Origin of the sequence: Faecalicatena sp. Marseille-Q4148 (assembly GCA_018228665.1) — a bacterium.
Taxonomy (GTDB): Bacteria; Bacillota; Clostridia; order Lachnospirales; family Lachnospiraceae; genus UBA9414.
On sequence record CP073692.1, the window covers coordinates 1,589,941 to 1,616,169 of the forward strand.

Annotated in this window: 22 protein-coding genes and 3 rRNA genes; 1 reads left to right on the forward strand and 24 read right to left on the reverse strand. The window is 43.3% G+C overall.

From position 1 onward, the window contains the following. Positions 1–33: 33 nt before the first annotated feature. Positions 34–570, reverse strand: a complete 537-nt coding sequence (locus tag KFE17_07470) for a hypothetical protein (protein QUO33550.1) — start codon at positions 568–570, stop codon at positions 34–36. 170 nt (positions 571–740) lie between these two features. Between KFE17_07470 and KFE17_07475 the strand changes: the two genes are divergently transcribed. Continuing rightward, complete coding sequence (locus KFE17_07475) at positions 741–1,559, forward strand: polysaccharide deacetylase family protein (GenBank protein ID QUO33551.1); 819 nt, start codon at positions 741–743, stop codon at positions 1,557–1,559. A gap of 112 nt (positions 1,560–1,671) precedes the next feature. Here KFE17_07475 and KFE17_07480 read toward each other — a convergent pair whose 3' ends face one another. The 23 genes from KFE17_07480 to KFE17_07590 all read right to left on the reverse strand — a co-directional run bounded on the left by KFE17_07480 (position 1,672) and on the right by KFE17_07590 (position 26,225). Continuing rightward, complete coding sequence (locus KFE17_07480; protein ID QUO33552.1) at positions 1,672–2,472, reverse strand: SDR family oxidoreductase; 801 nt, start codon at positions 2,470–2,472, stop codon at positions 1,672–1,674. Between the two features lie 327 nt (positions 2,473–2,799). After that, positions 2,800–5,685: ribosomal RNA gene (locus KFE17_07485) — 23S ribosomal RNA — on the reverse strand. Positions 5,686–5,935: 250 nt separating this feature from the next. Then, positions 5,936–6,053 (reverse strand): 5S ribosomal RNA (rrf, locus tag KFE17_07490). Between the two features lie 150 nt (positions 6,054–6,203). After that, positions 6,204–7,734: ribosomal RNA gene (locus tag KFE17_07495) — 16S ribosomal RNA — on the reverse strand. The 16S, 23S and 5S rRNA genes sit together here, the layout of an rRNA operon. Before the next feature lie 486 nt (positions 7,735–8,220). Beyond that, positions 8,221–9,594, reverse strand: coding sequence for an MATE family efflux transporter (locus KFE17_07500; protein ID QUO33553.1), 1,374 nt, complete (start codon positions 9,592–9,594; stop codon positions 8,221–8,223). Beyond that, positions 9,584–10,126, reverse strand: a complete 543-nt coding sequence (locus KFE17_07505) for an 8-oxo-dGTP diphosphatase (GenBank protein QUO33554.1) — start codon at positions 10,124–10,126, stop codon at positions 9,584–9,586. Before KFE17_07505 ends, KFE17_07500 begins: the two co-directional genes overlap by 11 nt. 144 nt (positions 10,127–10,270) lie before the next feature. After that, positions 10,271–11,092 (reverse strand): purine-nucleoside phosphorylase, encoded by an 822-nt coding sequence (locus KFE17_07510; GenBank protein QUO33555.1) that lies wholly within the window; start codon positions 11,090–11,092, stop codon positions 10,271–10,273. Between the two features lie 18 nt (positions 11,093–11,110). Beyond that, positions 11,111–11,839 (reverse strand): Crp/Fnr family transcriptional regulator, encoded by a 729-nt coding sequence (locus KFE17_07515; GenBank protein ID QUO33556.1) that lies wholly within the window; start codon positions 11,837–11,839, stop codon positions 11,111–11,113. Between the two features lie 31 nt (positions 11,840–11,870). After that, positions 11,871–12,509, reverse strand: a complete 639-nt coding sequence (locus KFE17_07520; GenBank protein QUO33557.1) for a hypothetical protein — start codon at positions 12,507–12,509, stop codon at positions 11,871–11,873. A 16-nt stretch (positions 12,510–12,525) separates the two neighbouring features. After that, entirely contained in the window at positions 12,526–13,716 is a 1,191-nt protein-coding gene (locus tag KFE17_07525) for a phosphopentomutase (protein QUO33558.1), read from the reverse strand. Positions 13,717–13,732: 16 nt separating this feature from the next. Then, positions 13,733–14,725 (reverse strand): adenosine deaminase, encoded by a 993-nt coding sequence (gene add / locus KFE17_07530; protein ID QUO33559.1) that lies wholly within the window; start codon positions 14,723–14,725, stop codon positions 13,733–13,735. Positions 14,726–14,754: 29 nt separating this feature from the next. Next, positions 14,755–15,174: a cytidine deaminase gene (gene cdd, locus KFE17_07535; GenBank protein QUO33560.1), complete on the reverse strand. Its 420-nt coding sequence runs from the start codon at positions 15,172–15,174 to the stop codon at positions 14,755–14,757. Between the two features lie 20 nt (positions 15,175–15,194). Then, positions 15,195–15,860, reverse strand: a complete 666-nt coding sequence (deoC, locus tag KFE17_07540; protein ID QUO33561.1) for a deoxyribose-phosphate aldolase — start codon at positions 15,858–15,860, stop codon at positions 15,195–15,197. A gap of 16 nt (positions 15,861–15,876) precedes the next feature. Then, complete coding sequence (udp, locus tag KFE17_07545; protein ID QUO33562.1) at positions 15,877–16,662, reverse strand: uridine phosphorylase; 786 nt, start codon at positions 16,660–16,662, stop codon at positions 15,877–15,879. A gap of 18 nt (positions 16,663–16,680) precedes the next feature. Beyond that, positions 16,681–17,622 carry an ABC transporter permease gene (locus KFE17_07550; GenBank protein ID QUO33563.1) on the reverse strand — a complete coding sequence of 314 codons (942 nt, stop codon included), beginning with the start codon at positions 17,620–17,622 and terminating at the stop codon, positions 16,681–16,683. Next, a complete protein-coding gene (locus tag KFE17_07555; GenBank protein QUO33564.1) occupies positions 17,622–18,761 on the reverse strand; it encodes an ABC transporter permease in 1,140 nt (379 codons plus the stop codon). The genes KFE17_07550 and KFE17_07555 overlap by 1 nt, the downstream gene beginning before the upstream one ends. Further along, positions 18,754–20,295: an ABC transporter ATP-binding protein gene (locus tag KFE17_07560; protein ID QUO33565.1), complete on the reverse strand. Its 1,542-nt coding sequence runs from the start codon at positions 20,293–20,295 to the stop codon at positions 18,754–18,756. Before KFE17_07560 ends, KFE17_07555 begins: the two co-directional genes overlap by 8 nt. Positions 20,296–20,389: 94 nt before the next feature. Continuing rightward, complete coding sequence (locus KFE17_07565) at positions 20,390–21,583, reverse strand: BMP family ABC transporter substrate-binding protein (GenBank protein ID QUO33566.1); 1,194 nt, start codon at positions 21,581–21,583, stop codon at positions 20,390–20,392. A 313-nt stretch (positions 21,584–21,896) separates the two neighbouring features. Then, complete coding sequence (locus KFE17_07570; GenBank protein ID QUO30784.1) at positions 21,897–23,864, reverse strand: oleate hydratase; 1,968 nt, start codon at positions 23,862–23,864, stop codon at positions 21,897–21,899. 131 nt (positions 23,865–23,995) lie between these two features. Further along, positions 23,996–24,568, reverse strand: a complete 573-nt coding sequence (locus KFE17_07575) for a TetR family transcriptional regulator C-terminal domain-containing protein (protein QUO30785.1) — start codon at positions 24,566–24,568, stop codon at positions 23,996–23,998. After that, complete coding sequence (locus KFE17_07580; protein ID QUO30786.1) at positions 24,569–25,087, reverse strand: MazG family protein; 519 nt, start codon at positions 25,085–25,087, stop codon at positions 24,569–24,571. A 42-nt stretch (positions 25,088–25,129) separates the two neighbouring features. Continuing rightward, complete coding sequence (locus KFE17_07585; protein QUO30787.1) at positions 25,130–25,978, reverse strand: hypothetical protein; 849 nt, start codon at positions 25,976–25,978, stop codon at positions 25,130–25,132. 1 nt (position 25,979) lies between these two features. Beyond that, positions 25,980–26,225 carry a hypothetical protein gene (locus tag KFE17_07590; protein ID QUO30788.1) on the reverse strand — a complete coding sequence of 82 codons (246 nt, stop codon included), beginning with the start codon at positions 26,223–26,225 and terminating at the stop codon, positions 25,980–25,982. Positions 26,226–26,229: the final 4 nt, after the last annotated feature.

The window sequence follows — 26,229 nt, forward strand, 5'->3', positions numbered from 1 at the left end:
TCTACAAAACAATGTTTCTTTTCATGTCACTTTCTATGGCTCTTTCCAGGTCACTCTTACTCTGCAGTCTTCCCGCATAGCACAACGCTCCAACGAAAGTTCTATTCCCTGCTTCTTGAAACAGCGACAAATCATCTCAAAAATGCCAATGACCTGATTCTCGTATATCATATTTTCTTTATAAGCCTCATAATATTTGCGGTTAGTAAACCAGACAGCACGAGGATAACTCTTCTTAATATTCCAGGCACGGATTTTTTTATGACCGAGAAATTCAAACTCATTTGAACTCCCGCTGGTAGATCCGTTATCCAAACGCTCCGGAATTTTCTTTAGTTCTTCTTCTGCCTCTGCAATCGTATCATAGATCATCTTTGTTTCCTCTTTGGTCATTTTAAAAATTTCCATAGAGTTAATCTGTTCACAAAATTTATAGGTACAGTATTTTAGATTTCCATTTCCATACAGACAGACAGAAAATCCGCCTTCATCACCGTCCATCCCCATAATCGGTCCCGTCTGATAGGAAAATACAATCATATCTTTATTTAACGCTTCGAATGCAATCATCTTGATACCCCTTATGTCTATTTTTCCCTGTTTTATTATAGTATATTTTCCTTGCAAAATCAGCCAGATTCTGTAACTTTCTAAAAATTTTTTCCCTCTTCTTTTTTCTCATCACGCATACTTTCTCTGTTGTTTCATATATTTAAAATAACACATCTTTCGGAGTGATTATGAACATCAAATCTTATGCAAAACAGTGTGCAAAATATTTCTTACTGCTTACCGCTTCTTTTCTTGCCGGAGAATTTACTGCCTACTGTATAGACTGTTTTTCCCCGGAAACTGTTGAAACCTCTGCATCCGGTAACTGGGGACTTGGTTTTCCTGAGGAAGGTCAGCTTCCTACCGCAAATGCAACTATCGAAGAGCTGAAAGCCTATGACGCATATTTTGCAGAAGCCACCACCGAAAAAAAGCTGTATCTGACATTCGACTGCGGCTACGAAAACGGGAATACGAAGCCTATCCTCGAAGCGCTCAAAAAACACAACGCTCCCGCTGCTTTTTTCTGCGTAGGAAACTTTGTCAAAGAACAGCCTGATCTCATCCGGCAAATCGTTCAGGAAGGGCACACAGTAGGAAATCATACATACACCCATCCGGATATGTCTAAAATTTCTACAAAAGAGCGTTTTCAAGAGGAATTAGAAAAAGTAGAAACGCTCTATGAACAAATTACCGGAGAGCCTATGACAAAATATTACCGACCTCCCCAGGGAATCTACAGTACTCAAAATCTCGAAATGGCAAAAGCTCTTGGATATAAAACCTTTTTTTGGAGCCTTGCCTATGTGGACTGGTACCAGGATCAGCAGCCGACAAAAGAAGAAGCTTTTGCTAAACTGCTTCCCCGCATTCATCCGGGCGCTGTTATCTTGCTTCACAACACGTCTTCTACCAACGGTCAGATTCTTGATGAGCTTTTGACAAAATGGGAAGAAATGGGTTACTCGTTTCATTCGTTAGATGAGCTTTGTACAAATTCTTAACCGATTCTACAAAACCACCAAAAAAAGACAGTATAAAAGTCCGTTATTCTCACTCTTCTATACTGTCTTTCATTATTTTATCACATATAACAATCCATATGCTCTGATATTCTTATGGTCTTAGTCCCATACCGCCTTCTAGCGTAATTGTTTCTCCACTCATGTACTTGAAGTCCGGAGAAGCAAGCTGTACACAAACACGTCCAATCTCTTTTTCTGTATCGCCGTAATGTCCTGCCGGCGGCATTTTTACATTTGCTTTAAATGCATCCGGATATGTTTTTTCAAAATTCTCAAGCTGTGCAGTCCATGCAAGCGGGCAGATGATATTTACATTAATTCCGTCTTTCCCCCACTCTGTTGCCGCAACTCTTGTTAATCCACGAACACCTTCCTTTGCTGCTGCATATGCACACTGTCCATAATTTCCAAATAATCCGGCTCCTGAAGCAAAGTTAATCACAGTTCCTTTTGTTTCTTTCAAATATGGATAGCAGGCTTTCATATAATAAAATGTAGCATACAGACCTGAATATACCGCAAGATCAAACTGTTCTGTCGTATGATCTTCTAATGTAACGCCGGAAGCAGATGCCTGTGCATTATTAATTAATACATCGATTCTTCCAAAAGCTTCTACTGCCTCTTTCACTACATTCTGTACAACTGCTTCATTATCAGCTCCGGCACTGACATCGGCCTGCACTGGTAAAACTTTCACACCATATAATTTCTCTAATTCTTCTTTTGCTTCTTCTAATTTCTTTACATTTCTGCCAGTAATCACAAGGTTTGCACCTTCTTTTGCATATGCTGTTGCAATTCCATACCCGATTGAGCCACAGCGTCCATCACTTAAAACAGATCTGCCGCCCCCTGTAATAATTGCTGTCTTTCCTGTTAAAAATCCCATAACAATTCTCCTTTCAACTTACCGACACAAAGCAAACTCGCTTCATAAAAATATGCTAATAGTGTAACAAGTTAGATACTAAAGTTCAACATTTTCACTAAATTCTTTCTGGAATTTTTAGAAATAGCATAAAATATATCTAAAATCTAATTATAATTTTGCACAGATATACGCAAATTACTCAATTAATCTCAAAATGATAAATAAAAAATTCTATACATGTAAAAAACACCATATATCAATGATATACGGTGTCTTCTCTCTATACCTTCAAAACCACATACAAGAAATCTCATCCTTCGTTCACTTTCCTATCCTTTACCTCACTTGGTTATGCCCTCGACCGATTAGTAACAGTCAGCTACATGTGTTACCACACTTCCACCTCTGTCCTATCTACCTCGTCGTCTTCAAGGGGTCTTACAACTTTCGTTGGGATATCTCATCTTGAGGGGGGCTTCACGCTTAGATGCCTTCAGCGTTTATCCCGTCCCGGCTTGGCTACTCTGCTATGCATTTGGTAATACAACAGATACACCAGCGGCCAGTCCACCCCGGTCCTCTCGTACTAAGGGCAGCTCCTCTCAAATATCCTACGCCCACGCCGGATAGGGACCGAACTGTCTCACGACGTTCTGAACCCAGCTCGCGTACCGCTTTAATGGGCGAACAGCCCAACCCTTGGGACCTACTTCAGCCCCAGGATGCGATGAGCCGACATCGAGGTGCCAAACCACTCCGTCGATGTGAACTCTTGGGAGTGATAAGCCTGTTATCCCCAGGGTAGCTTTTATCCGTTGAGCGATGGCAATCCCACTTTATACCACCGGATCACTAAGTCCTACTTTCGTACCTGCTCCACCCGTCGGTGTCACAGTCAAGCTCCCTTCTGCCTTTGCACTCTTCGAATGGTTTCCAACCATTCTGAGGGAACCTTTGAGCGCCTCCGATACCCTTTCGGAGGCGACCGCCCCAGTCAAACTCCCCACCTGACATTGTCCCCCAGCCGGGTCACGGCTGCTGGTTAGAAATCCAGTACTGCAAGGGTGGTATCCCAACAGCGACTCCATGGCAACTGGCGTTACCATTTCTCCGTCTCCCACCTATCCTGTACATGCAATACCGAATCCCAGTATCAAGCTGGAGTAAAGCTCCATGGGGTCTTTCCGTCCTGGCGCAGGTAACCAGCATCTTCACTGGTATTTCAATTTCACCGGGTGCATTGTTGAGACAGTGCCCAAATCATTACGCCTTTCGTGCGGGTCGGAACTTACCCGACAAGGAATTTCGCTACCTTAGGACCGTTATAGTTACGGCCGCCGTTTACTGGGGCTTAAGTTCAAAGCTTCGCTTGCGCTAACCTCTCCCCTTAACCTTCCAGCACCGGGCAGGCGTCAGCCCATATACTTCACCTTTCGGTTTCGCATAGACCTGTGTTTTTGCTAAACAGTTGCTTGGGCCAATTCTCTGCGGCCACTTTTACATGGCACTCCTTCTCCCGAAGTTACGGAGTCATTTTGCCGAGTTCCTTAACAATGCTTCTCCCGTCGGCCTTAGGATTCTCTCCTCATCCACCTGTGTCGGTTTACGGTACGGGTACAGTACAAACAATAGCGGCTTTTCTTGACGCATGGCTCACATACTTCGTTACTTATGTTTCACTCCGCATCACGTCTTCGGCTTATCACACGGATTTTCCTATGTGACACCTACCCCGCTTGCGCCGGTCTTTCCATTCCCGGCTTATGCTCTCCACACGTGTCCCCACAGTTCTGTCATACTGCAGTACAGGAATTTCAACCTGTTGTCCATCGACTACGGCTTTCGCCCTCGCCTTAGGTCCCGACTTACCCAGAGCAGATCAGCTTTACTCTGGAAACCTTAGATATTCGGCCTGGAGGATTCCCACCTCCATCTCGCTACTCATTCCGGCATTCTCTCTTCTTAACGCTCCACAGCTCCTTCCGGTACTGCTTCGCCGCCCTAAGAATGCTCCTCTACCAATCCATTACTGGATTCCTGAGCTTCGGTAGTGTGTTTCAGCCCCGGACATTTTCGGCGCAGGACCTCTCGACCAGTGAGCTATTACGCACTCTTTTAATGTATGGCTGCTTCTAAGCCAACATCCTGGTTGTCTTTGAAATCCCACATCCTTTTCCACTTAACACACATTTTGGGACCTTAGCTGCAGGTCTGGGCTCTTTCCCTTTCGACTACCCAACTTATCTCGTGTAGTCTGACTCCCGATAAGCATCACTACGGCATTCGGAGTTTGATATTCTTCGGTAAGCTTTGACGCCCCCTAGGAAATTCAGTGCTCTACCTCCGTGTGACTCTATCGAGGCTAGCCCTAAAGCTATTTCGAGGAGAACCAGCTATCTCCGGGTTCGATTGGAATTTCTCCCCTATCCACACCTCATCCCCACCCTTTTCAACGGATGTGGGTTCGGTCCTCCATTGCCTTTTACGGCAACTTCAACCTGGACATGGATAGATCACCCGGTTTCGGGTCTACTCCGGCTGACTTGGCGCCCTATTAAGACTTGGTTTCCCTTCGGCTCCGGACCTAAAGTCCTTAACCTCGCCAGCCGACGTAACTCGCCGGACCGTTCTACAAAAAGTACGCGGTTCCACTTTATAATGGTTCCACAGCTTGTAAACACAGGGTTTCAGGTTCTCTTTCACTCCCCTCCCGGGGTCCTTTTCACCTTTCCTTCACAGTACTATGCGCTATCGGTCACTAAGTAGTATTTAGCCTTACGGGGTGGTCCCCGCTCCTTCCCACAAGGTTTCTCGTGTCTCGTGGTACTCTGGATCCCGCTCGCTCTCTTCTATTTTCAGGTACGGGGCTTTCACCCTCTCTGGCTGGCTTTCCCAAAACCATTCTCCTAATATACGAGTCACTTGTTGCGGTCCTAACCCCCGGATGCACGCATCCGGGTTTGGGCTCTTTCCATTTCGCTCGCCGCTACTTTGGAAATCGATGTTTCTTTCTCTTCCTCCGGCTACTTAGATGTTTCAGTTCACCGGGTTCCCCTCCATACGTTATGGATTGGCGTATGGATACTTGAGGGCTTCTCAAGTAGGTTTCCCCATTCGGATATCTCCGGATCGTTGGATATTTGCTCCTCCCCGAAGCTTTTCGCAGCTTATCACGTCCTTCATCGGCTCTTAGTGCCAAGGCATCCACCCTGCGCTCTTTCTAGCATAACCAACTTGCCTTCGTCCACGGGAATGGACGTTAGCTACACATGCATAGCGTTGCATGCGTTGGTAATTAGGTTTGATTCATTTGAATCAGTGTTTCGAATAATCATTATTTTATAACAATTACCTCGGATGTCTTGATATTTTCATCAATTTATTTCTTATATGCGGTTTTCAAGGTACATTGACTGTTTTATCAGTCATCAGAAATCTGAATCTCTTCAGAACCCTGATCACTGGTAAAACTTTTTTTATGATCTGGCGGCCACCTACTCTCCCACACCGTCTCCAGTGCAGTACCATCGGCCGCTTAGGTCTTAACCATCGTGTTCGAGATGGGAACGGGTGTCTCCCCTAAGCGCATCGCCACCAGAAGCATTGAGTACTTAGCGAGGTCTTCTCGAGCTTAGTACGAAAGCTGTTCTTCGCACTCCGTGTGAAGAACTTCCTTCCACAGCCCTTGCTTGAAGACTTCTCCTTAATAACTCAACAATAGACAACAGCTCTTACTTCTTCTTCCTTAGAAAGGAGGTGATCCAGCCGCACCTTCCGATACGGCTACCTTGTTACGACTTCACCCCAGTTATCCGTCCCGCCTTCGGCAGCTCCTCCCCTAAGGTTAGGTCACTGACTTCGGGCGTTACTGACTCCCATGGTGTGACGGGCGGTGTGTACAAGACCCGGGAACGTATTCACCGCGACATGCTGATTCGCGATTACTAGCGATTCCAGCTTCATGTAGTCGAGTTGCAGACTACAATCCGAACTGAGACGTTATTTCTGAGATTTGCTCCAGGTCACCCTTTCGCTTCCCTTTGTTTACGCCATTGTAGCACGTGTGTAGCCCTGCTCATAAGGGGCATGATGATTTGACGTCATCCCCACCTTCCTCCAGGTTATCCCTGGCAGTCTCTCCAGAGTGCCCGGCCTTACCGCTGGCTACTGAAGATAGGGGTTGCGCTCGTTGCGGGACTTAACCCAACATCTCACGACACGAGCTGACGACAACCATGCACCACCTGTCTCCTCTGTCCCGAAGGAAAGGCAACATTACTTGCCGGTCAGAGGGATGTCAAGAGCAGGTAAGGTTCTTCGCGTTGCTTCGAATTAAACCACATGCTCCACCGCTTGTGCGGGTCCCCGTCAATTCCTTTGAGTTTCATTCTTGCGAACGTACTCCCCAGGTGGACTACTTATTGCGTTAGCTGCGGCACCGAACAGCTTTGCTGCCCGACACCTAGTAGTCATCGTTTACGGCGTGGACTACCAGGGTATCTAATCCTGTTTGCTCCCCACGCTTTCGAGCCTCAACGTCAGTTACCGTCCAGTAAGCCGCCTTCGCCACTGGTGTTCCTCCTAATATCTACGCATTTCACCGCTACACTAGGAATTCCGCTTACCTCTCCGGCACTCTAGAAGCACAGTTTCCAATGCAGTCCCGTGGTTGAGCCTCGGGTTTTCACATCAGACTTGCACTTCCGTCTACGCTCCCTTTACACCCAGTAAATCCGGATAACGCTTGCCCCCTACGTATTACCGCGGCTGCTGGCACGTAGTTAGCCGGGGCTTCTTACTCAGGTACCGTCATTTTCTTCCCTGCTGATAGAAGTTTACATACCGAAATACTTCATCCTTCACGCGGCGTCGCTGCATCAGGGTTTCCCCCATTGTGCAATATTCCCCACTGCTGCCTCCCGTAGGAGTTTGGGCCGTGTCTCAGTCCCAATGTGGCCGGTCGCCCTCTCAGGTCGGCTACTGATCGTTGGCTTGGTAGGCCGTTACCCCACCAACTACCTAATCAGACGCGGGTCCATCTCATACCACCGGAGTTTTTCACACCGTACCATGCGGTACTGTGCGCTTATGCGGTATTAGCAGCCATTTCTAACTGTTATCCCCCTGTATGAGGCAGGTTACCCACGCGTTACTCACCCGTCCGCCGCTCAGTCACTATCACTTCAATCCGAAGAAATCCGTAAAAGCGCTTCGCTCGACTTGCATGTGTTAAGCACGCCGCCAGCGTTCATCCTGAGCCAGGATCAAACTCTCGTTAAAAGTGTTTGTTCTTGGCGAATCAACTGCTAGCTAATTCATCCATAATTACTGTTTTTAGGTCGTTAGACTTTTGTGTCCAACTCGTTCTGAAATCTCTTTAAAGAAATTTTCAGGGTTGTTGTCTATTGTTTAGTTATCAAGGTTCTCTGTCGTTTGACAGCTCATCTAGTTTATCATAACCGATTTGCTTTGTCAAGAACTTTTTTATTTTATTTTTTCAAGTTCTTGTTGTCTTTGCGACAGCTCATTTAGATTATCACATCTGTTCGGCTTTGTCAACAACTTTTTTCTTTTCCAGAAAACTTTTTTGTTGATCGGAAGCCCTGTCTTGCGACAGCTCGTTTATATTATCACTCCCGGATGCGATTGTCAACATTTTTTTGCAATTTTTTCCAAATATTTTTCCACTCTTTCTGAACAGCCCTGAAAATGCAAAATGAGACAGAAGTTTCGCCTTCTGTCTCACACTCTCTTATACGCTCTCTCTTATGCTTCAGCCGCTGCACGATTTTCAAGTTTTCGGAAAAGACGTATTAATCCAATCACCGCTGCAGCTGCCAGCACAATTTCTGCCGTAAACTGCGTATATGCAAGTCCATATAGCGGGAATAATGCATTTAAAATATAAATCGCCGGTATCTCCAAAATAATTTTCCGCATAATCGCAAATCCCAGGGCATACTTTCCCATTCCAACTGCCTGAAATACTCCGACTGCCAGAAAGTCCATGCATAAAAACGGCAGTCCCATACAAAATCCTCTCAAAAATCGCGTACCATATGTGATAATTGCTTCATTTTCCATAAAGAGCGAGATTAATTTTCCGGCTCCCACATAATAACCAATTGCCACTATTGCAAGAAATCCAAGGGAAATTCTTGCGGAAAAAAGCAGCGTTCCTTTCATTCGTTTATGATTTCCACTGGAATAGTTATAGCTGATCAACGGCATGATTCCCTGTGACATGCCCATTGCAATGTTCATTGGAACCATATTGATTTTCTGAGTGATCCCCATTGCTGCAACTGCATCTGCTCCAAATCCTGCTGTAAAATTATTTAAAATTGTCATTCCGGTAACATTGAGCAGATTTTGGATCGATGCCGGAATTCCTACTCCGCAGATTCCAAGCACAATCTCTCTTTTGAACTTACACTGCGAAGGCTGGATACATACATATGTTGATTTCCTTCTCACATACAAAAGTACAAAGAAATACATGCAGGCAAAGCAATTTGAAATGCATGTCGCCATTCCTGCTCCTGCGGCTCCCATATCCAGTCCCTGCGGCAAAATAAAAATCGGATCTAAAATCATATTCATCAGGCAGCCGCTCATTGTACCAATGCTTGCATGAAGCGAAGCGCCTTCTGCCCTTACCAGATATGCCAGCACAACATTTAAAATAGACGGCACCGCGCCGAAATTAACCGTCCATTGCAAATACGCTGCCGTTGCCTCTGCTGTTTTTGCGTCTGCACCCAGGATATTTAAAAGAGGCGCCTGTCCAAATGTACAAAGAAGCGAGAATACAATTCCGCTAAACAATGCACTGTAGAATCCAACCGCCGAGCTTTTATATACGGTATCATAATCTTTCCGTCCAAGCGCTCTGCTCATCATACTGGAACTTCCCACGCCGAAAAGATTATTCACTGCATTAAAGGCAAGCAGTACCGGCGCTGCCAATGTTACAGCCGCATTTTCTATCGGATTGTTCAACATTCCTACAAAATATGTATCTGCCAGATTATAAATAACCATAACAAGAGAACTCAAAATAGTAGGAACAGATAACTGTGCCACTGCCTTTGGGATTGGTACAGTTTCAAATAATTCCAATCTCTTTTTATTCTTCATAATTGTTTCCGTCATCCTGACTTGTGCAATTCGCTTGGCAATAAATTGATTGATCGCTAATATCAAGATCCTTTCCATCTAATACTGCTTTTATGAGCCTGTCTGTCCGGTCATACACTAATTTCAGTGAGAAAAACGGAACTTCTTCCGCCAGCAATTTCAAAAAAATCTTATCTCCCTGCCAAAGATTTAATTCACTGACACGATCAATTTCAATCCATTCCAGTTTACCTTCATCGCACACGATTGGCTCTCCCACAAATTCATCTGCCGTAAAAAGCGACATATATTCTGTGAGCCCTTTTTCTGTAACGAAAGTAACAATTCCACGATACCGGTAAGACGTCAACGTATATCCGGTCTCTTCCTTTACTTCTCGTAGCATACATTCTTCCGGGCTTTCATCTTCTTCAAAATGTCCTCCGACTCCAATCCATTTGTCTTTATTCACATCATTTTCTTTCACTGTTCGATGGAGCATCAGATATTTTCCATTGTGTTCTATATAACACAATGTACTTAATTTATGCATAACTACTGCCTCCTTCAACTTTTTCTTTTTTCTATCTTATCACACATGAAATTTCCTTTCCAGCAAAAAAGGAACTGCTTCATCAGCATACGCCTGATAAAGCAATCCCTTTTCCTATCTCTGTCCAGAATCTTTTTTCTGTTTCTAAATTCTTGTAATGACTCCTGTTACAAGCTCTTTAAACTGTTTTGCTACACGGTCAGCTGTTTCCTGTACTTCTTTATGATTCAGCTGTTCTTTTGACATACCTGCTGCCAGATTCGTAATACAGGAGATACCGCACACTTCCATTCCCATATGATGTGCTGCCATTGCCTCACATGCTGTGCTCATACCTACTGCATCACCGCCCATCGCTCTGCAGAGACGCACTTCTGCCGGTGTCTCGTAGCTTGGTCCGGTAAACTGCACATAAACGCCTTCCTGAAGCTTGATCTGCAGTTCTTCCGCAGTTTTGCGGATAATATCGCGCATACGCTTACTATACACTTCACTCATATCCGGAAATCTTGCTCCAAGTTCATCCAAATTCGGTCCGATCAGAGGACTTGGTACACCTGTTGTAATATGATCAGTGATCATCATGAAATCACCCGGCTGAAATTCAAAGTTCACTCCGCCTGCAGCATTCGTCAAAATCAGTTTTTTGGCGCCCAGCATTCCCATTAGTCTTGTCGGGAGCACAACATCTGACATTGGGTATCCTTCATAAAAATGTACCCGTCCCTGCATAATCACAACCGGAACCTGATTCACATATCCAAATACAAATCTTCCCTTATGTCCTGCTACAGTAGATGTCGGGAACCCTTCAATCTCTGTGTATGCGATCGTCTGCTCGATCTGGATCTCATCTGCATAATCACCGAGTCCTGATCCGAGAATCAACGCTACTTCCGGCTGAAAATCTATTTTCTTTTTAATACTTTCTACACATGTCATTAATTTGTTATATACTTCGTTCATCACTAACCTCTTTTCCGCTTATTCCGTCTCCATAACGGAAGCAACTATTTTTTTCAATGCAAGATACTGCTCATAGTCAATCAGTATCTGATTTCCTTCTTTTGTGAGCATTCCCTCTTCCGAAAACTTTTTCACAGCGCGATTAATCGTCTTTAGGCAAAGCCCTGTACCATTTGCCAGACTCTGACGTCCGCCCCGCACACGAAGCATGCCATTTCTCGCATACCGTTCATAACGTTCCGTCAGCAGCATTGCTAATCTGTCAGAACCTTGAAGAAACAGAAGCGCCCTTCCTTTTCTTCCATCTTCCAGAAGATATTCTCCAACACGCTTTGCCTCCTGCTTCAGTGCATGAATATCCGAACTCATCCATCTCTCAAATATTGCTTTAGGTATTTTCACGACTGTGCATTTCGTAACTGTCCGCAATGTCGTACGGTATCTGTCCAGATCCATAATAAATTCCATTCCACCCATGGCATATACTTTATCAAAGCGCATAAACTCATATGTAATTCCACAAAATCGGTAATCAATTGCCTCAATTGTTCCTTTTCCAATAAAGTAGATATTATCTACCGGAGCATTTTCCCTCACGAAAATCACATTCTTATCCATTTCCTCAATCTGAAATGAATCCAGAAGCCACAAAGGCGCTCCTTTAAAATATTCTTTGAATTGTTCCTGCCTGTCTTTATCAACGTCTTTCAGAAATGGCAGTGCTTCATATAATGTTTTATATCCCACTCATTTCTCCTTCCTCACGTTTTGCAGCGATTTAGCGGATATCCTGCCCGCTCTTTCCCAGAAGTTTTTCTATCCTTCCTGACAGGAACTGAATAGCAGGTCCCGCTGTTACTGCCGTGATCACAGTGATAACTCCCAACTTTCCTCCAAGCAAGAAGCCGATCGCGATGCATCCCACATCAAATGAAATTTTTACTGTTTGAAACTCTTTCTTTGTTTTATCCCGAAGAACCATAACAAGACCGGTAAAGGGATCAAGTCCCATATCTGCCGTAATAAACATAGCAACTCCAAGATACATGAGCGTACACCCCACTGTCGCTCCCACAATCTGCGTCAAAAGTGTTCCTGTTCCAAATACTATTTGATAAATTTTCCCTCCAACGCTCACCGCATTGCCGTAAAACAGCAGATGAACGAGCGTTCCAATGCTGACATAGTGTTTTTCTGCCAGAAATACAATTATGATCAGCACAATATTTACGATATTTGAAGTCATTCCAAGCTGCTCCGGAGACAGATGAGCCGCATTGCGGATTCCATCATAAACAATTCCAATCGGATCATTCCCAAGCGCTGCTGAAGCGTTAAAGGAAACGCCTATACCGATGAAAATAATCCCTGCAATCCCCAGAAGCATTTTCGCTGCCTTATCTTTATTCCATCGCATACCTTTCTCCAAAGCTCTATATCAGCTGTTCCAAAATAGATGTACCAATCGTTCCTTCCGGCATTTTCACACCAAAATTTTCTGCTAAAGATGCCCCGATTACAGCAAATGTATCTGCCTCTTCCAATGCACCGCCTTCTTCCATTTGTTTTGCATAGGCAATAAACGGTACATACTCTCTTGTATGATCAGTTCCTGTATATGTCGGATCATTTCCATGATCTGCCGTCAGAATCAGAAGGTCATCTTCCCGAAGTGTTTCCAGAAGTACTCCGAGATTCCTGTCAAATTTCTCAATCTCCTCTGCGTATCCTTTCACGTCTCTTCGATGTCCCCAAAGAGCGTCAAAATCAACAAGATTTACAAAACACAAACCATTAAAATCTTTTTTACTAATCTCGATCGTCTGTTCCATTCCATGTACAGAACTGTTAGAGTGGTGTGCCTCTGTCACACCTTCACCGCAGAAAATATCATTGATCTTGCCAACACTGATCACGTCAAATCCGTCGTCTTTCAGCGCATTCAGCACTGTCTTACCTGTCGGTTTTAACGCATAATCATGGCGGTTGCTTGTACGTTTAAACTCGCCTTTTTTCTTACCAATATAAGGTCTTGCGATTACACGTCCAACACGCCATTCATCCTTCATTGTAATCTCTCTTGCAATCTCACAGCACCGGTACAGATTCTGAAGATCAAATGTTTCCTCATTTCCACAGATCTGAAGCACAGAATCTGCAGATGTATACACGATCATAGCGCCTGTCTTGATTTCTTCTTCTCCCAATTCCTCGATGATCTCAGTTCCGCTTGCACTCTTATTTCCAATGACTCGTTTCCCGCATTGCTTCTCCAGCTCTTCGATCAATTCTTTTGGGAAGCCTGTTTCTGTAAAAGTTTTAAATGGTTTTTCTGTATGAATCCCCATCATTTCCCAATGTCCTGTCATCGTATCTTTGCCATTACTTGCTTCTGCCATCCGCATATAGCGTCCAAGCGGATGTTCTACACCTTCCATTTTTCCACCTTTATGCAGATTCAGCATTCCCAGCTTCTGAAGATTCGGAATCTCAAGCGTTTCCATCTGTTCCAAAATATGTCCAAAGGTATCTACGCCTGTATCTCCAAATCTCCCAGAATCCGGCATGGCTCCAATTCCAAGAGAATCTAATACAATCACAAAAACTCTCTTATATTTATTCATCCTGTCTCTCCTCATACTATCTGTTATTCTGCTCAAATTCTGTAATCTTACGGTATAATCTCTGTTTCGTATCATCTGATGCAAAGGCAGTGTCTGCTGCATTTTTCATCAGACGGATCAAGTCTGTATCATTCATTCCATATGTGTTTTGAATAAATTCTAATTCTTTTGTCATGGAAGTGTTGCTGACAGTACGATTATCTGTATTAATACTTACAGAAAGTCCTGCCTTTAAAAATTCCCGCAGCGGGTATTCTTCCGGACAGCTTACTGCTTTTGTCTGAAGATTGCTGATCGGACACATTTCAATTCCGATCCCCTCTGCACGAACAAGTTTTTGCAGTCCCGGATGTCCCCGCATCGCAATTCCATGTCCAATTCTTCCGGCGCCTGCTTTTACCGCATCTGCAATATTCTGCGCACTTCCACATTCACCGGCATGTATCGTAAATGGCATACCGAGTGCTTTTGTTTTTTGGAACAGATCCATAAACTCTGTCATTGGATACTGTGCCTCTGCTCCAGCCAGATCGGCTGCACATACACCTGCGCCAAGAAACTCTCTTGCATCACGGATCATTTTAAAATTCTCTTCCTCGCTGTGATGACGCATCGCACAGGTGATAACATTGTACTCGATTCCAAATGCTTTCTTTCCCCGTTCAAGTCCCCGCAGCAACGCTTCGAGTACCTGTTTTGTTCCCATTTTCTCTGTCACAGAAAAAAGCGGTGCAAATCGTATTTCTGTATAACATACTTCTTCTGCGCTCATCGTCTTTAATACATCATAACCTGCCCCTTCAAGCCCTTCTTCATCTTTCAGGCACGCACACGGCAGTTCAAATTTTTCCAGATATTCTACAAGACTTTTACAATCTGCAGATACGGAAAGTTCTTCTTCAGACACATCTCTTCCAAGATGTGTCTGAATGAACTCTTTGCTGAGTGAACCATCCAGATGACAATGCAGCTCTATTTTGGGCAGACGTTTCAATTCTTCTGCTCGCATGCTCACATTCTCCCTGTTTATCAGTTTATTTACACCAGATTTCCCGGCCCGAATCCAAGCGGAAGCAACTGCTCCAGCGTAAAAATATCATAATGTTCTTTACTCGTTGCCAAAATAATCTGAAACTCTTTTGGATTGCAGAATTCCATCATAACCTGACGGCACACCCCGCAAGGCGCCGCATAATCCGTCAGGATTCCTTCTCTTCCACCTACGATACAGATTGCTTCAAATTCTCTGACGCCTTCACTTACTGCCTTAAAAAATGCAGTTCGCTCTGCACAGTTTGTCGGTGTGTACGAAGCATTTTCAATATTGCATCCCGTATAAAGCGTTCCATTCTTTGCAAGCAAAGCTGCACCGACTTTATACCCGGAATACGGTGCGTAAGAAAAATTCAGCTGTTCAACCGCAGTTTCAATCAATTTCTCTATGAGTTGTTTGTCCATCTGCAGATCCCTCCGAAATCTTAATATCCTGTTGCCTCTTCATTTTTCACAAGCTTAATCATTCTGCTTGTTCCTAAGCGGTCTGCTCCAAGTGCAAGAAATTTCTCTGCATCTTCCAATGCTGAAATTCCTCCGGCAGCCTTCATTTTTACATTTGGACCGATATGTTTTGCAAACAATTCAATATCTTCAAATGTAGCTCCCGCTTTCGAAAAGCCTGTGGAAGTCTTAATATAATCTGCCCCTGCATTTGTTACAAGTTCGCACATTTTTACTTTCTCTTCTTCTGTCAAAAGACATGTCTCAATAATCACTTTTAAGATCTTTTCTCCGCATGCTGCTTTTAATGTACGGATTTCCTCTTCTACAAGATCATATTTTTTATCTTTCAGCCATCCGATATTGATTACCATATCGATCTCTTCTGCACCATTTGCAATTGCATCTCTTGTCTCAAATTCTTTTGTTTTTGTTGTCATATATCCGTTAGGAAATCCGATTACTGTGCATACCGGAATCTTGCCTCCCATGTATTCGGCTGCCTCTTTTACATAACTTGGCGGAATACATACGGACGCAGTCTTATATTCCATTGCCTCATCACAGATCTGCTTAATTTCTTCCCAGGTAGCAGCCTGTGTCAATAATGTATGGTCAACATGTTTTAAAATTTCTGAATGATTCATCGTTTCCATCTCCTCTTTATTTTTCCTTTGCCTGATCCTTTTTGATTAGCTCGCGGATTGCATCAACTGCAACCTGAATTGCTTTATCTGTATCATGTACAACCGGATTTTCCAGTCCCAACTTCTCTCTTTCCTGATTAGCAACAACAAGGAAACAGGAACCCGCACGCACGCCAAGATAACTTGCCACAATAAAAAGTGCTGCTGATTCCATCTCAGATGCCAGACATCCAAGACGTTTCCATGCCTCCCATTTATTCATCAGTTCATAGCTTACCGGCTTTGTCTCCGGCTCATGCTGCCCGTAGAACGCATCCTTACACTGGACAACACCTGTATGGAATTTGCACGCTTTCTTCTGTGCTGCTTCCACAAGCGCATTCGTTACTGTCAGATCTGCTACCGCAGGAAATTCCATCGGTGCATATTCTCTTGAAGTTCCCTCCATGCGGATTGCTCCCGTTGCGATCACAACGTCTCCACTCTTTACTTCTGTTTGCATACCTCCACATGTCCCGATCCGGATAAATGTATCCGCACCGCAGCGGTACAGCTCTTCCATAGCGATAGACGCTGACGGTCCACCGATTCCTGTAGAGGTAACACTAACCTTTACCCCATCAAGCGTTCCTGTATAAGTGACATATTCTCTGTTATCTGCAATCAGAACCGGATTATCAAAATATTGAGCAATCTTCACACATCTTTTTGGATCTCCAGGCATGATCACATAACGGCCAATCTCTCCTTGTGCCACCTGAATATGATACTGTCTGCTTGCATCTTCTGAATAATTTTTCATATCTAGCTTTTCCTCCTTCTAGCGCTGTCCTTTATCATACGGGATACCCTCTGCCTTCGGCGCTCTTGATTTCTTAGATACAAATACAAGAACAACAAGGGAGATAATATACGGAAGCATATTGTATAAAGTACTCGGAAGCTTCAGCGCCACAAGTGCATCAAATCCTGTATATACATTAGAAAGAGCACGGAAAAATCCAAACAGAAGCGCTGCCATTCCTATACTGATTGGTCTCCACTGTCCAAAGATCATAACCGCCAATGCCAGGAAGCCAAATCCTGCCACACCATTTTCAAATTTCCATTCGCTTACTCCGGCAGTAATATAGACAAGTCCTCCAAGTCCGCCCAGTGCTCCTGAAATCAATACGCCTGCATAACGCATTTTATAAACATTAATTCCGACAGAGTCTGCTGCCTGCGGATGTTCACCACATGCACAGAGTCTTAAACCAAATTTCGTCTTATAAAGCACTACATAAGAAACAATCAACATGATAAATGCAATCAGCATGAACCAGTTAAATTCAAATCTGCCGATGTTCATGATAAACGCTTTCTTTGCATGACCATAAGCCACTGTCGAAGAAACATTATCCACACTTTCTGCTGTATTGATTGCTCTTACAATAACAACTGCCGCTGCCGGTCCAAGTAAATTCAGCGCCGTTCCGACAAGCGTCTGATCCGCATTAAACCGAATCGCCGCCACACCGAGAAGAAGCGAGAAGATCATACCGATGAGAACACTTGCAAGAATCACAAGCAGAATCACAAGCGGAGCAGCCATGCCTGCCGGAAGATATTTCATTGTCAGAGCACCTCCGAGCGCTCCCATAACCATGATGCCTTCCAGTCCGATATTAATAACACCACTATGTTCTGAGAAGCAGCCGCCAAGTGCTACCAGCAGCAGAACAGAAGCAAATATTAATGTATACTGAACTAATAATAACATTATGCTTCGCCTCCTTTCTGTTCTTTTGCAGCCATTTTCTCATCTCGCTTATCCAGATATCTGTTCAGCCACATCTTGAAGAACAATACAAAACCGCATAAATAAATGATAAACGCTGAAATCAAATCTGAAATCTGCGTACAGTACATTGTCTTATCTACATAAGTTCCACCACTTGTAATATGCTGGATAAAATAAGAAGAAAAGATAGCTCCGATCGGGTTCGTTCCACCGAGGAATGCCGCCGCGATTCCATTGAATCCCATCGCCGGAACGCTTGTCTGCTGTACCATCCACTGCTCAATACCGCTTAAATAGAAAATGCCTGCTCCCATTCCTGCAAGAGCTCCTGCGATCATCATTGTTAAAATGATGTTTCTCTTTTCCCGCATACCGCAATATTTTGCAGCATTTTTATTCATACCTGTTGCTTTTAATTCATAACCAAATTTTGTTTTATCCAGTACGATCCATACAAGAACTGCCATGACAACCGAAAGTATCACTCCGATCGTCACGAATTCATTATTAGAAAACATTTTATCCAATCCTGCATTCGGAAGAAGTGCAGATGAATTTGTACTCTCTAATGTCTTTGTGTACGGTGTAGACTGTTCTTTTACTTTTGTCAGAAGCATATTTACGCAGTACAGCCCAATCCAGTTCAACATGATACAGGAAATAACTTCATTTACATTAAAGTAAGCCTTCAAGGCGCCTGAAATACCACCTACAATTGCTGCTGCCAGCATTGCTGCCGGAAGACAGATATACCACGGCATATCAAACTTCAGCGCCAGGAAAAGACATGTACCAACTCCAATGACATACTGTCCTGCTGCACCGATATTAAAAAGACCAACCTTCCACGCAAAAAGCACTGACAGGGAACACATCAGAAGCGCTGAGGCTTTTACAAGCGTCGTTCCCAAATATTTCATAACTGCAACAGAACTCGGATAATATAAATAGTTTTTCAAAATTGCAGTGATTGCTTTACCGGCGCCGCTCGGATTAATGATCAAAAGTACCACATATCCGATCAAAAGACCGAGTATGATACAAAGCACTGATCCGAGTATGGTCTGAACGCCGCTGTTTCTCAAGAGGCTTTGTTTCTTCGTTGTTTCTTTATTCATTTGTTCCTGCCTCCTTTCTCTTAGAACCTGCCATGTAAAGACCAAGCTCTTCCACTGTAACCTTCTTCGGATCAAATTCTCCAACAATTTCACCTTCGTACATAACGAGGATTCTGTCAGAAACATTCATAACCTCATCCAGCTCCAGACTCACAAGCAGCACTCCTTTTCCTGCATCCCTCTGTGCCACCAGCTGCTTATGGATGTATTCAATCGCGCCGACGTCAAGCCCTCTTGTCGGCTGAACTGCGATCAAAAGTTCCGGATTTTTATCAATCTCGCGGGCAATGATCGCTTTCTGCTGATTACCTCCTGACATAGAGCGGGCTTTCGTAACAGCTCCCTGTCCTGACCGGATATCATACTGCTCAATCAGTTTATTTGCATATTCGCGGATTGCCTTGCGCTTTAAAAATCCACCTTTATTCGTAAACTGCGGTTCAAAATATCTTTGAAGTACAATATTATCTTCAAGAGAATAATCAAGAACAAGTCCATGTTTATGTCTGTCTTCCGGAATGTGGCTCATCCCTGATGTCAAACGCTTGCGGATCGGCATATGTGTAATGTCCTGCCCATTCATGATAATCTTTCCGCTCTTTAACGGTTCCAGCCCAGAAAGTCCATATACAAATTCTGTCTGACCATTTCCGTCAATTCCGGCGATACAAACAATCTCTCCCCGTCTTACCTGAAGAGATACATTATTAACGGCATTGTTTTTATGATGTTTTGAAGCAACTGTCATCCCCTGAACATCAAGAACAACCTCCTGTGGTTTTGCCGGCTTCTTCTCAACAACAAAATTTACGTCACGGCCTACCATCATGGCAGAAAGTTTCTCCGGTGTCGTATCCTTCGTCTCTACGGTACCGATATATTTACCTTTGCGAAGAACAGTACAACGGTCAGATACCTGCATAATTTCTGCAAGTTTATGAGTAATAAATAAAATACTCTTTCCTTCTGCTGCAAGGTTCTTCATAATTGTCATCAATTCCTGAATCTCCTGCGGAGTCAGAACCGCTGTCGGTTCGTCAAAAATCAGAATCTCATTATCGCGATAAAGCATCTTGAGAATCTCTGTTCTCTGCTGCATACCAACGGTAATATCCTCAATAATTGCATCCGGATCTACTGCAAGCCCATATTTTTCCGAAAGCTCCATGACTTTCTTTCTTGCTTCATCCTTTTTAAGAAATCCGCCCTTCGTTGTCTCTGCGCCGAGAATGATATTATCTAAAACGCTAAAACATTCCACCAGTTTAAAATGCTGGTGTACCATTCCGATCCCAAGTGCATTGGCATCATTCGGATCATTGATTGCTACCTTTTTCCCATCTTTGCGGATCTCGCCTTCCTCCGGCTGATATAACCCGAAAAGAACACTCATAAGCGTAGATTTTCCTGCACCATTTTCACCCAGAAGTGCGTGGATCTCGCCTTTTTTCAGCTGTAAAGTAATATTATCGTTTGCGATGATGCCCGGAAATCTTTTCGTGATATTCAACATCTCAATTGCATACTGTTCCATTCTCTACACGCCTCCTCTCATCTTATTACACCTGTGCTTTTATCAAAAAAGGAAGCAAGATCACCCTACTCCCTTTGCAGTTAAATTATGCTGTTTACTTAATGCTGCCGTAATCTGTTACTTTAATTTTTGTCTTAGGTAATGCTGTAATGTCATTTGAAACTTTGATCTTACCGTCGAACATATCTTTTACAAGTACTTTGTAATCGTCTTCTGTAAATCCATCGCCCCACTGTGTTGTCTCAATTGGAAGCTGAACATAGTTTTCTTCCGGATTCTCTGAAACAAGTCCAAGTGTATCGATCTTTCCAGCGTAGTTATCCCACTTATCAGCTTTGATATCTGTAAGAACTGTCTTAACTGTTGCTGCAAGACCTTTCATAGCAGATGTCACAGTAAGATCTGCTGCTGTCTTGTTAATAATTGCTGACTGGTCTGTATCAACACCGATCACTTTACCGCCCGTCTTAACTGCTGCTTCTGCTGCAGATGTATAAATACCACCGCCGCATGCAAATACAACTTCTACGCCTTTAGAGCCATACCATGTATCCATGTATGCTGTAATATCAGCGTCTCCATAGAACTGTCCGCCGCATACGTATTCCACTTCTACCTGATCAGAAATACCAAGTTCTTCTGCTGCTGCATCAGCTCCCTGAAGATATCCATAACCAAAACGTGTAACAGCCGGAACTGACATACCTCCGAGGAAACCAAGATGTTTATATCCTAATTTCACAGCTGCATATCCTGCCATATATCCTGAAAGTTCTTCCTGATAAGTACAGCAGTAAACATTCTCTTCATTGTAGTATTCTGTCACATCATAGTCATCCGGGTTAAAAGAATAACCTTCTCCAACACCTTTTTCACAGATATCTCCGGCTCCAACATCCAATGCAACAAATTTTACATCCGGATACATCTCTGACTGGGATACAACTGCTGCCGCAAACATATATCCCGGCAGTACAACGACATTTGCTCCATCAGCGATTGCCTGATCTACACTTGCATTTCTTGCTTCATCATTGTCGCTTTCCGGTTTGTAGTAGTTGAACTCCACATCATTTTCTTCTGCCCAGGCTTTGCTTGCTTCATAAGTTGTCTGGTTAAAGCTCTGGTCTGTAATATCACCTGAATCTGTTACCATCGCAACTTTCATATCAGACTTTTTACCTTCTTTTTTCTTATCATCGCTTCCGCTGTCTGAACCGCCTCCGCATGCTGCCAGTGAAACTGTCATCATTCCTGCAAGTAACATTGCAACAACTCTTTTTTTCATAATTACCTCCTGCTATTTGTCTGCTTTCCTTCTGTGCACTTTCATAGTCGTAGAATAATCATACTTCTTTGTTTTTATTCCAGATAATGGCTTACTGCACAAGTTCCTTCGGCTTACTGCCGACTCTACTGAGAGTATAGCACATTTGTCTTAATTCAGATAGGACACAAGTCCTTTTTTTCTAAATAAAAAAGCAGTTTGTAATATTCTTTCAGTTTTTGCCACTAGCTTTTGTGCATTTTTTCTATTTTTATTGTGTTTTTTATTGAAGAAAAAGGTCTTGAGTCACTTTTTATACCGTATTCCAATTTTTTTATAACATTTCTTCCCGCAAAATATCATGATCCCGGAGCAGTTTTTCTATCACAGTTCCCCTGATCACACGAAGCAAAGGCTTCTTCAAAGCATTTAGCGGGCCCGGCAGCGGAATCTCAAGCGGAGAACGTCCATCCATTAATTTTACCGAACTGTCAAGAAGTTCTCTGATATCATATACACTTCCCCATACTTCCGGAACTCCCCTGTCAACACCGAGCAGACCATAAACCGCTTCCATTGCTGTTCGCACAGAGTACTCTGTTGTAAACACAGTATCACGCGGAGTATCTGCAAACTGACCAAGAAATGCAAAGTTTACACATCCATCCGGAATGACATCCGGTCTGTCTCCTTTTGCCCGCGGCATGAAAAATGCAGTAATATACGGCATCATCGTCGGAACGCATACGGCGCTGTGCTCTGCAAGGTCTGCAATCTGATCTGTCGGAACACCAATATGATACAGCCATTCCTCTGTAATTTCCTTTCCGGTACATTCCTTCATTGGTTTCTTAATATAGTCCCCCGGCACATCTGTAAAAAGACCATATACCCATACACATACCTGTTCCGGATTCTGTCCTTTAAACTGTCCCTGACGATTGATTGTCCAGCTCATAAGCCACTTAGAATCCTGACAGCTCACAATCCCTCCGGTAACTACTTTTCCGCTTCTTGGATCACGTTTACAGATATTCATAATATACGGAATAATCTTATCGTCTAATGTCGTAATGGTTGCTGATTCCCAGTTTGTTTTAGAAATATCTGAACAGAATTTCTCCGGATGTCCAAAAGAAGCATCCTGTTTTGCAATATTTTTCCACAAATTCCAGCATCCGCTTGTCCGAATTTCCGCATCTCCGTTCGGGGCGTGATTCTGATCCCCGTAAATCGTTCCCTCTGTGCAGCTTCCATTTGTCACAAATACATAATCATTTTCTGTCAGAAGAATTCCCTTCTCCACACCATCTACACGACATTCAATCGCTGTAGCGATTTTCTTATCACCGCGGAATTCAAAGACCACATTCGTTACTTCTGTGCCAAACTGGAAATCAACTCCTGCCTCCTCCAGATACCTTTGTATCGGAAGAATCAAAGATTCGTACTGGTTATATTTTGTAAATTTCAGAGCGCTAAAATCCGGAAGACCTGCAATGTGATGAATAAAACGCTGAAAATACAATTTCATCTCCAATGCACTATGCCAGTTTTCAAAAGCAAACATCGTACGCCAATAGAGCCAGAATGTAGAGTCAAACACTTCCTCATCAAAGACATCTTCAATCTTTTTATCGTACAGATCCTCGTCTTTCGTCATAAACAATTTCATAATTTCCATACAGCCTTTCTGACTCAGATTAAATTTGCCATCTGTATGGGCATCTTCTCCTCTATGAACCGTTGCCCGGCAGAGCGAATAATTCGGATCATGTTTGTTCAGCCAGTAATATTCATCCAAAACAGATACTCCGGGGGTCTCAATCGATGGAATACTGCGGAAGAGATCCCACAGACATTCAAAATGATTTTCCATCTCACGACCGCCGCGCATCACATATCCTCTCATCGGATCATGAATTCCATCACAGGCACCGCCCGCAATATCCATTGCTTCCAAAATATGAATGTGAGAACCCGGCATCTGTGCATCTCTCACAAGAAAACATGCCGCTGCCAGTGATGCAAGACCGCTGCCTACAATATAAGCATGTTTCTCCTCAATTCCATCCGGTTTTTCCGGCCGTGCAAATGCTTCATAATTTCCGTTACTATAATAAATTCCCTTACTGTTTTTCTCATATTTTCCCCGTTCTGTGTTGCGATACTCTGTCTTTCTCTCCGCTATCTTCATCTCGCTGCTCTGTTTTGCATCTCTCGCACGTTTTGCCATAACAGCTGCTGTCCCTGCTCCTGCTGCCAATACCGCCATACCGATTTTTCCTGCTTTTTTATTCATCTTGAATCCACCTTTCCGAACTATCGTTCTTTCTTTTTCTCAATGTACCCTCAGCATACTGTTATTATGTACGATTTTCAATTTACAAAACAAAAGAGATGATAAAAAACTTATCATCTCTCACACTTTGATTAATTGTCTGTCAAATGTTTTTCCGAAAAATTCTCAATAGAACGCAAAATCGTCCCATGAAGTGTCAGGCACATCCGTTCCACAATCTCTTCATAATCCGATTTCATTCCCTGTTTGATCCAGTCAAGCATAATTCCCACAAATCCATATTTATAAAAATCTGCAATAAATCCTTTTTCTTCCTCACTGATCTTCTGCCCGGCAGCCTTTTCTTCCACAACTCCTTCCAACAAATCATATGTTAAACGAAAAAGATACGTTTCGATCTGTTCCCGGCTTACCGAATGATATACATTCAAGATAAACGGTTTATTCTCCATCACTGCCTCAAAAATCTGCAGAAGACCTTCCTGCCAGCTGTCATATGTTTTTTTCCCCTGAAGCGCCCGCGAAGCATCTTCGATACAGCTCCACTCTACCAGATCATAAATATCCTCAAAGTGATAATAAAATGCCATCCGGCTAATGCCGCAGTCTGCTGTCAGATCGTTAATCGTAATTTTATCAAGCGGCTTTTGAAGCAGCAGTTTCTTCAGAGACACTTCCAAAGCCTGCTTCGTCATATTTGCCATTTACTCAGCTCCGTTTCTTTTTTCATCACTTGCTCTGTTTTGTTTCTTCTTATTCTTCTTTTGCTCTTCTGCCTGCTCAAGATATCGGCGCGACTGCAAAAATGCCTCCGGCAGATAATCTTCCATCCACTCTTTTCCTGCTTTCTCCTGCTTCTTAATATCTTCCCACGCTGCTATTACATCCCCGCTTCCTGAAACATTTGCTGTCCCAAATACATGCGGATGCCGCCGGATCATTTTATCAGATACCGTTTGAATCACATCATCCAATGTAAAAAATCCTTCCTCTTCTGCAATCTGTGCATGCATCACAACCTGTAAAAGAAGATCTCCGAGTTCTTCCTTCAGATTGTCCGGATTCCCGGTCTCTTTCAATATATTAATACCGCAGATCACCTCAGCCGCCTCCTCGATGCAGGCCGGTTTCAGACTTTCATGGGTCTGCTCCCGATCCCAGGGGCATCCTTTTGGCGAACGCAGTTTTGCAATAATCTTTTGAAACTCTTCAAATTTTGCCATAATGCTTCCTCCTTATTACCATCTTATTTATCATTCTTCCTTCTATCGCGCTGTAATCGTGCGGTAAGGCAGCCTGCATGTTTCTCCACAATACTGCTTTCCCTTTGGAAAAGAAATGAATCCCGGCTGACACCCATGTTTCCTGTCTTCACTATAATAAACATCCAAGATTCCCTTCAGTAAATATTGTAATCCTAAATGCTCCTCTCCTTCTTCATGGACAAAGAGCTGATATTCCGCCTCTTTTTGATCTTTTCGATGGCGTCGGTGTATCGTCCAGCCCTCTAACGCTCCAATAAATCCAGGCATTTCTTCATATGCATGTAATTCTGCTGCTTGTAATTTCTCTGCCACTTTTTTGAAAGATTTCTCTGCCTCATCTGAAATTTTATCTCCCATTCCTACTAATGCCAGAAATGGGCCCTTCTTTCCATGAAACGCGCAAATCTGTCCTGCCTGTTTCAACATCTGAAGTTCATGATTTACCTCATTCAGATACAGGTTCTTTTTGACAGAAATAACAGCAAGAACTCCCTCCGGCAAAACGACTGCCGTATCTCCAAATCTCTGATAAACCGGATATTCTGCCGCATCATAGATAATCAGATCCAACTGAGAAGAATGTACATCTGCATCCTTTCTTCTCGCTCTCCCTGAGTTTCCCCCTTTAACACCTGCCCGCAAAATAAATCCATCAAAAATCTCTATCCCTGTCGGCAGAAACTTTTTCAGCGTCTCCCGCAAAATACTTTCTACATATCGCCCGTCTTCTCCTCTGTGACCGGCGCCTTCATGATTCAAAGAGGGAATCAGCTTTTCAAACTGATGATATTTGTATAAAACTGATTTCATTTCATCTGCCCAATAACTTTCAATCCTCGTTCCGCCCATACTATCCTTCTTCTTTCTCCACTGCTTTCAATAATTCTTCCAGCCTCTGAATCGTTTTTTCTAATCTCTTAGAATCTTTTTTTAATAGTTGCTCTGTCTGCAAAACAGAAATCATCCACGCTCTGCATCCTGCCAAATAATGGATAAAGTCCTGACGGCTGCGAAATTCTCTCGCTTCTTTATTATTTTCTCTGCGCATTTCATTTAGCTTCTTCAAACTTTCCTTCAGATCCTCAGCCTTTCTCATATCA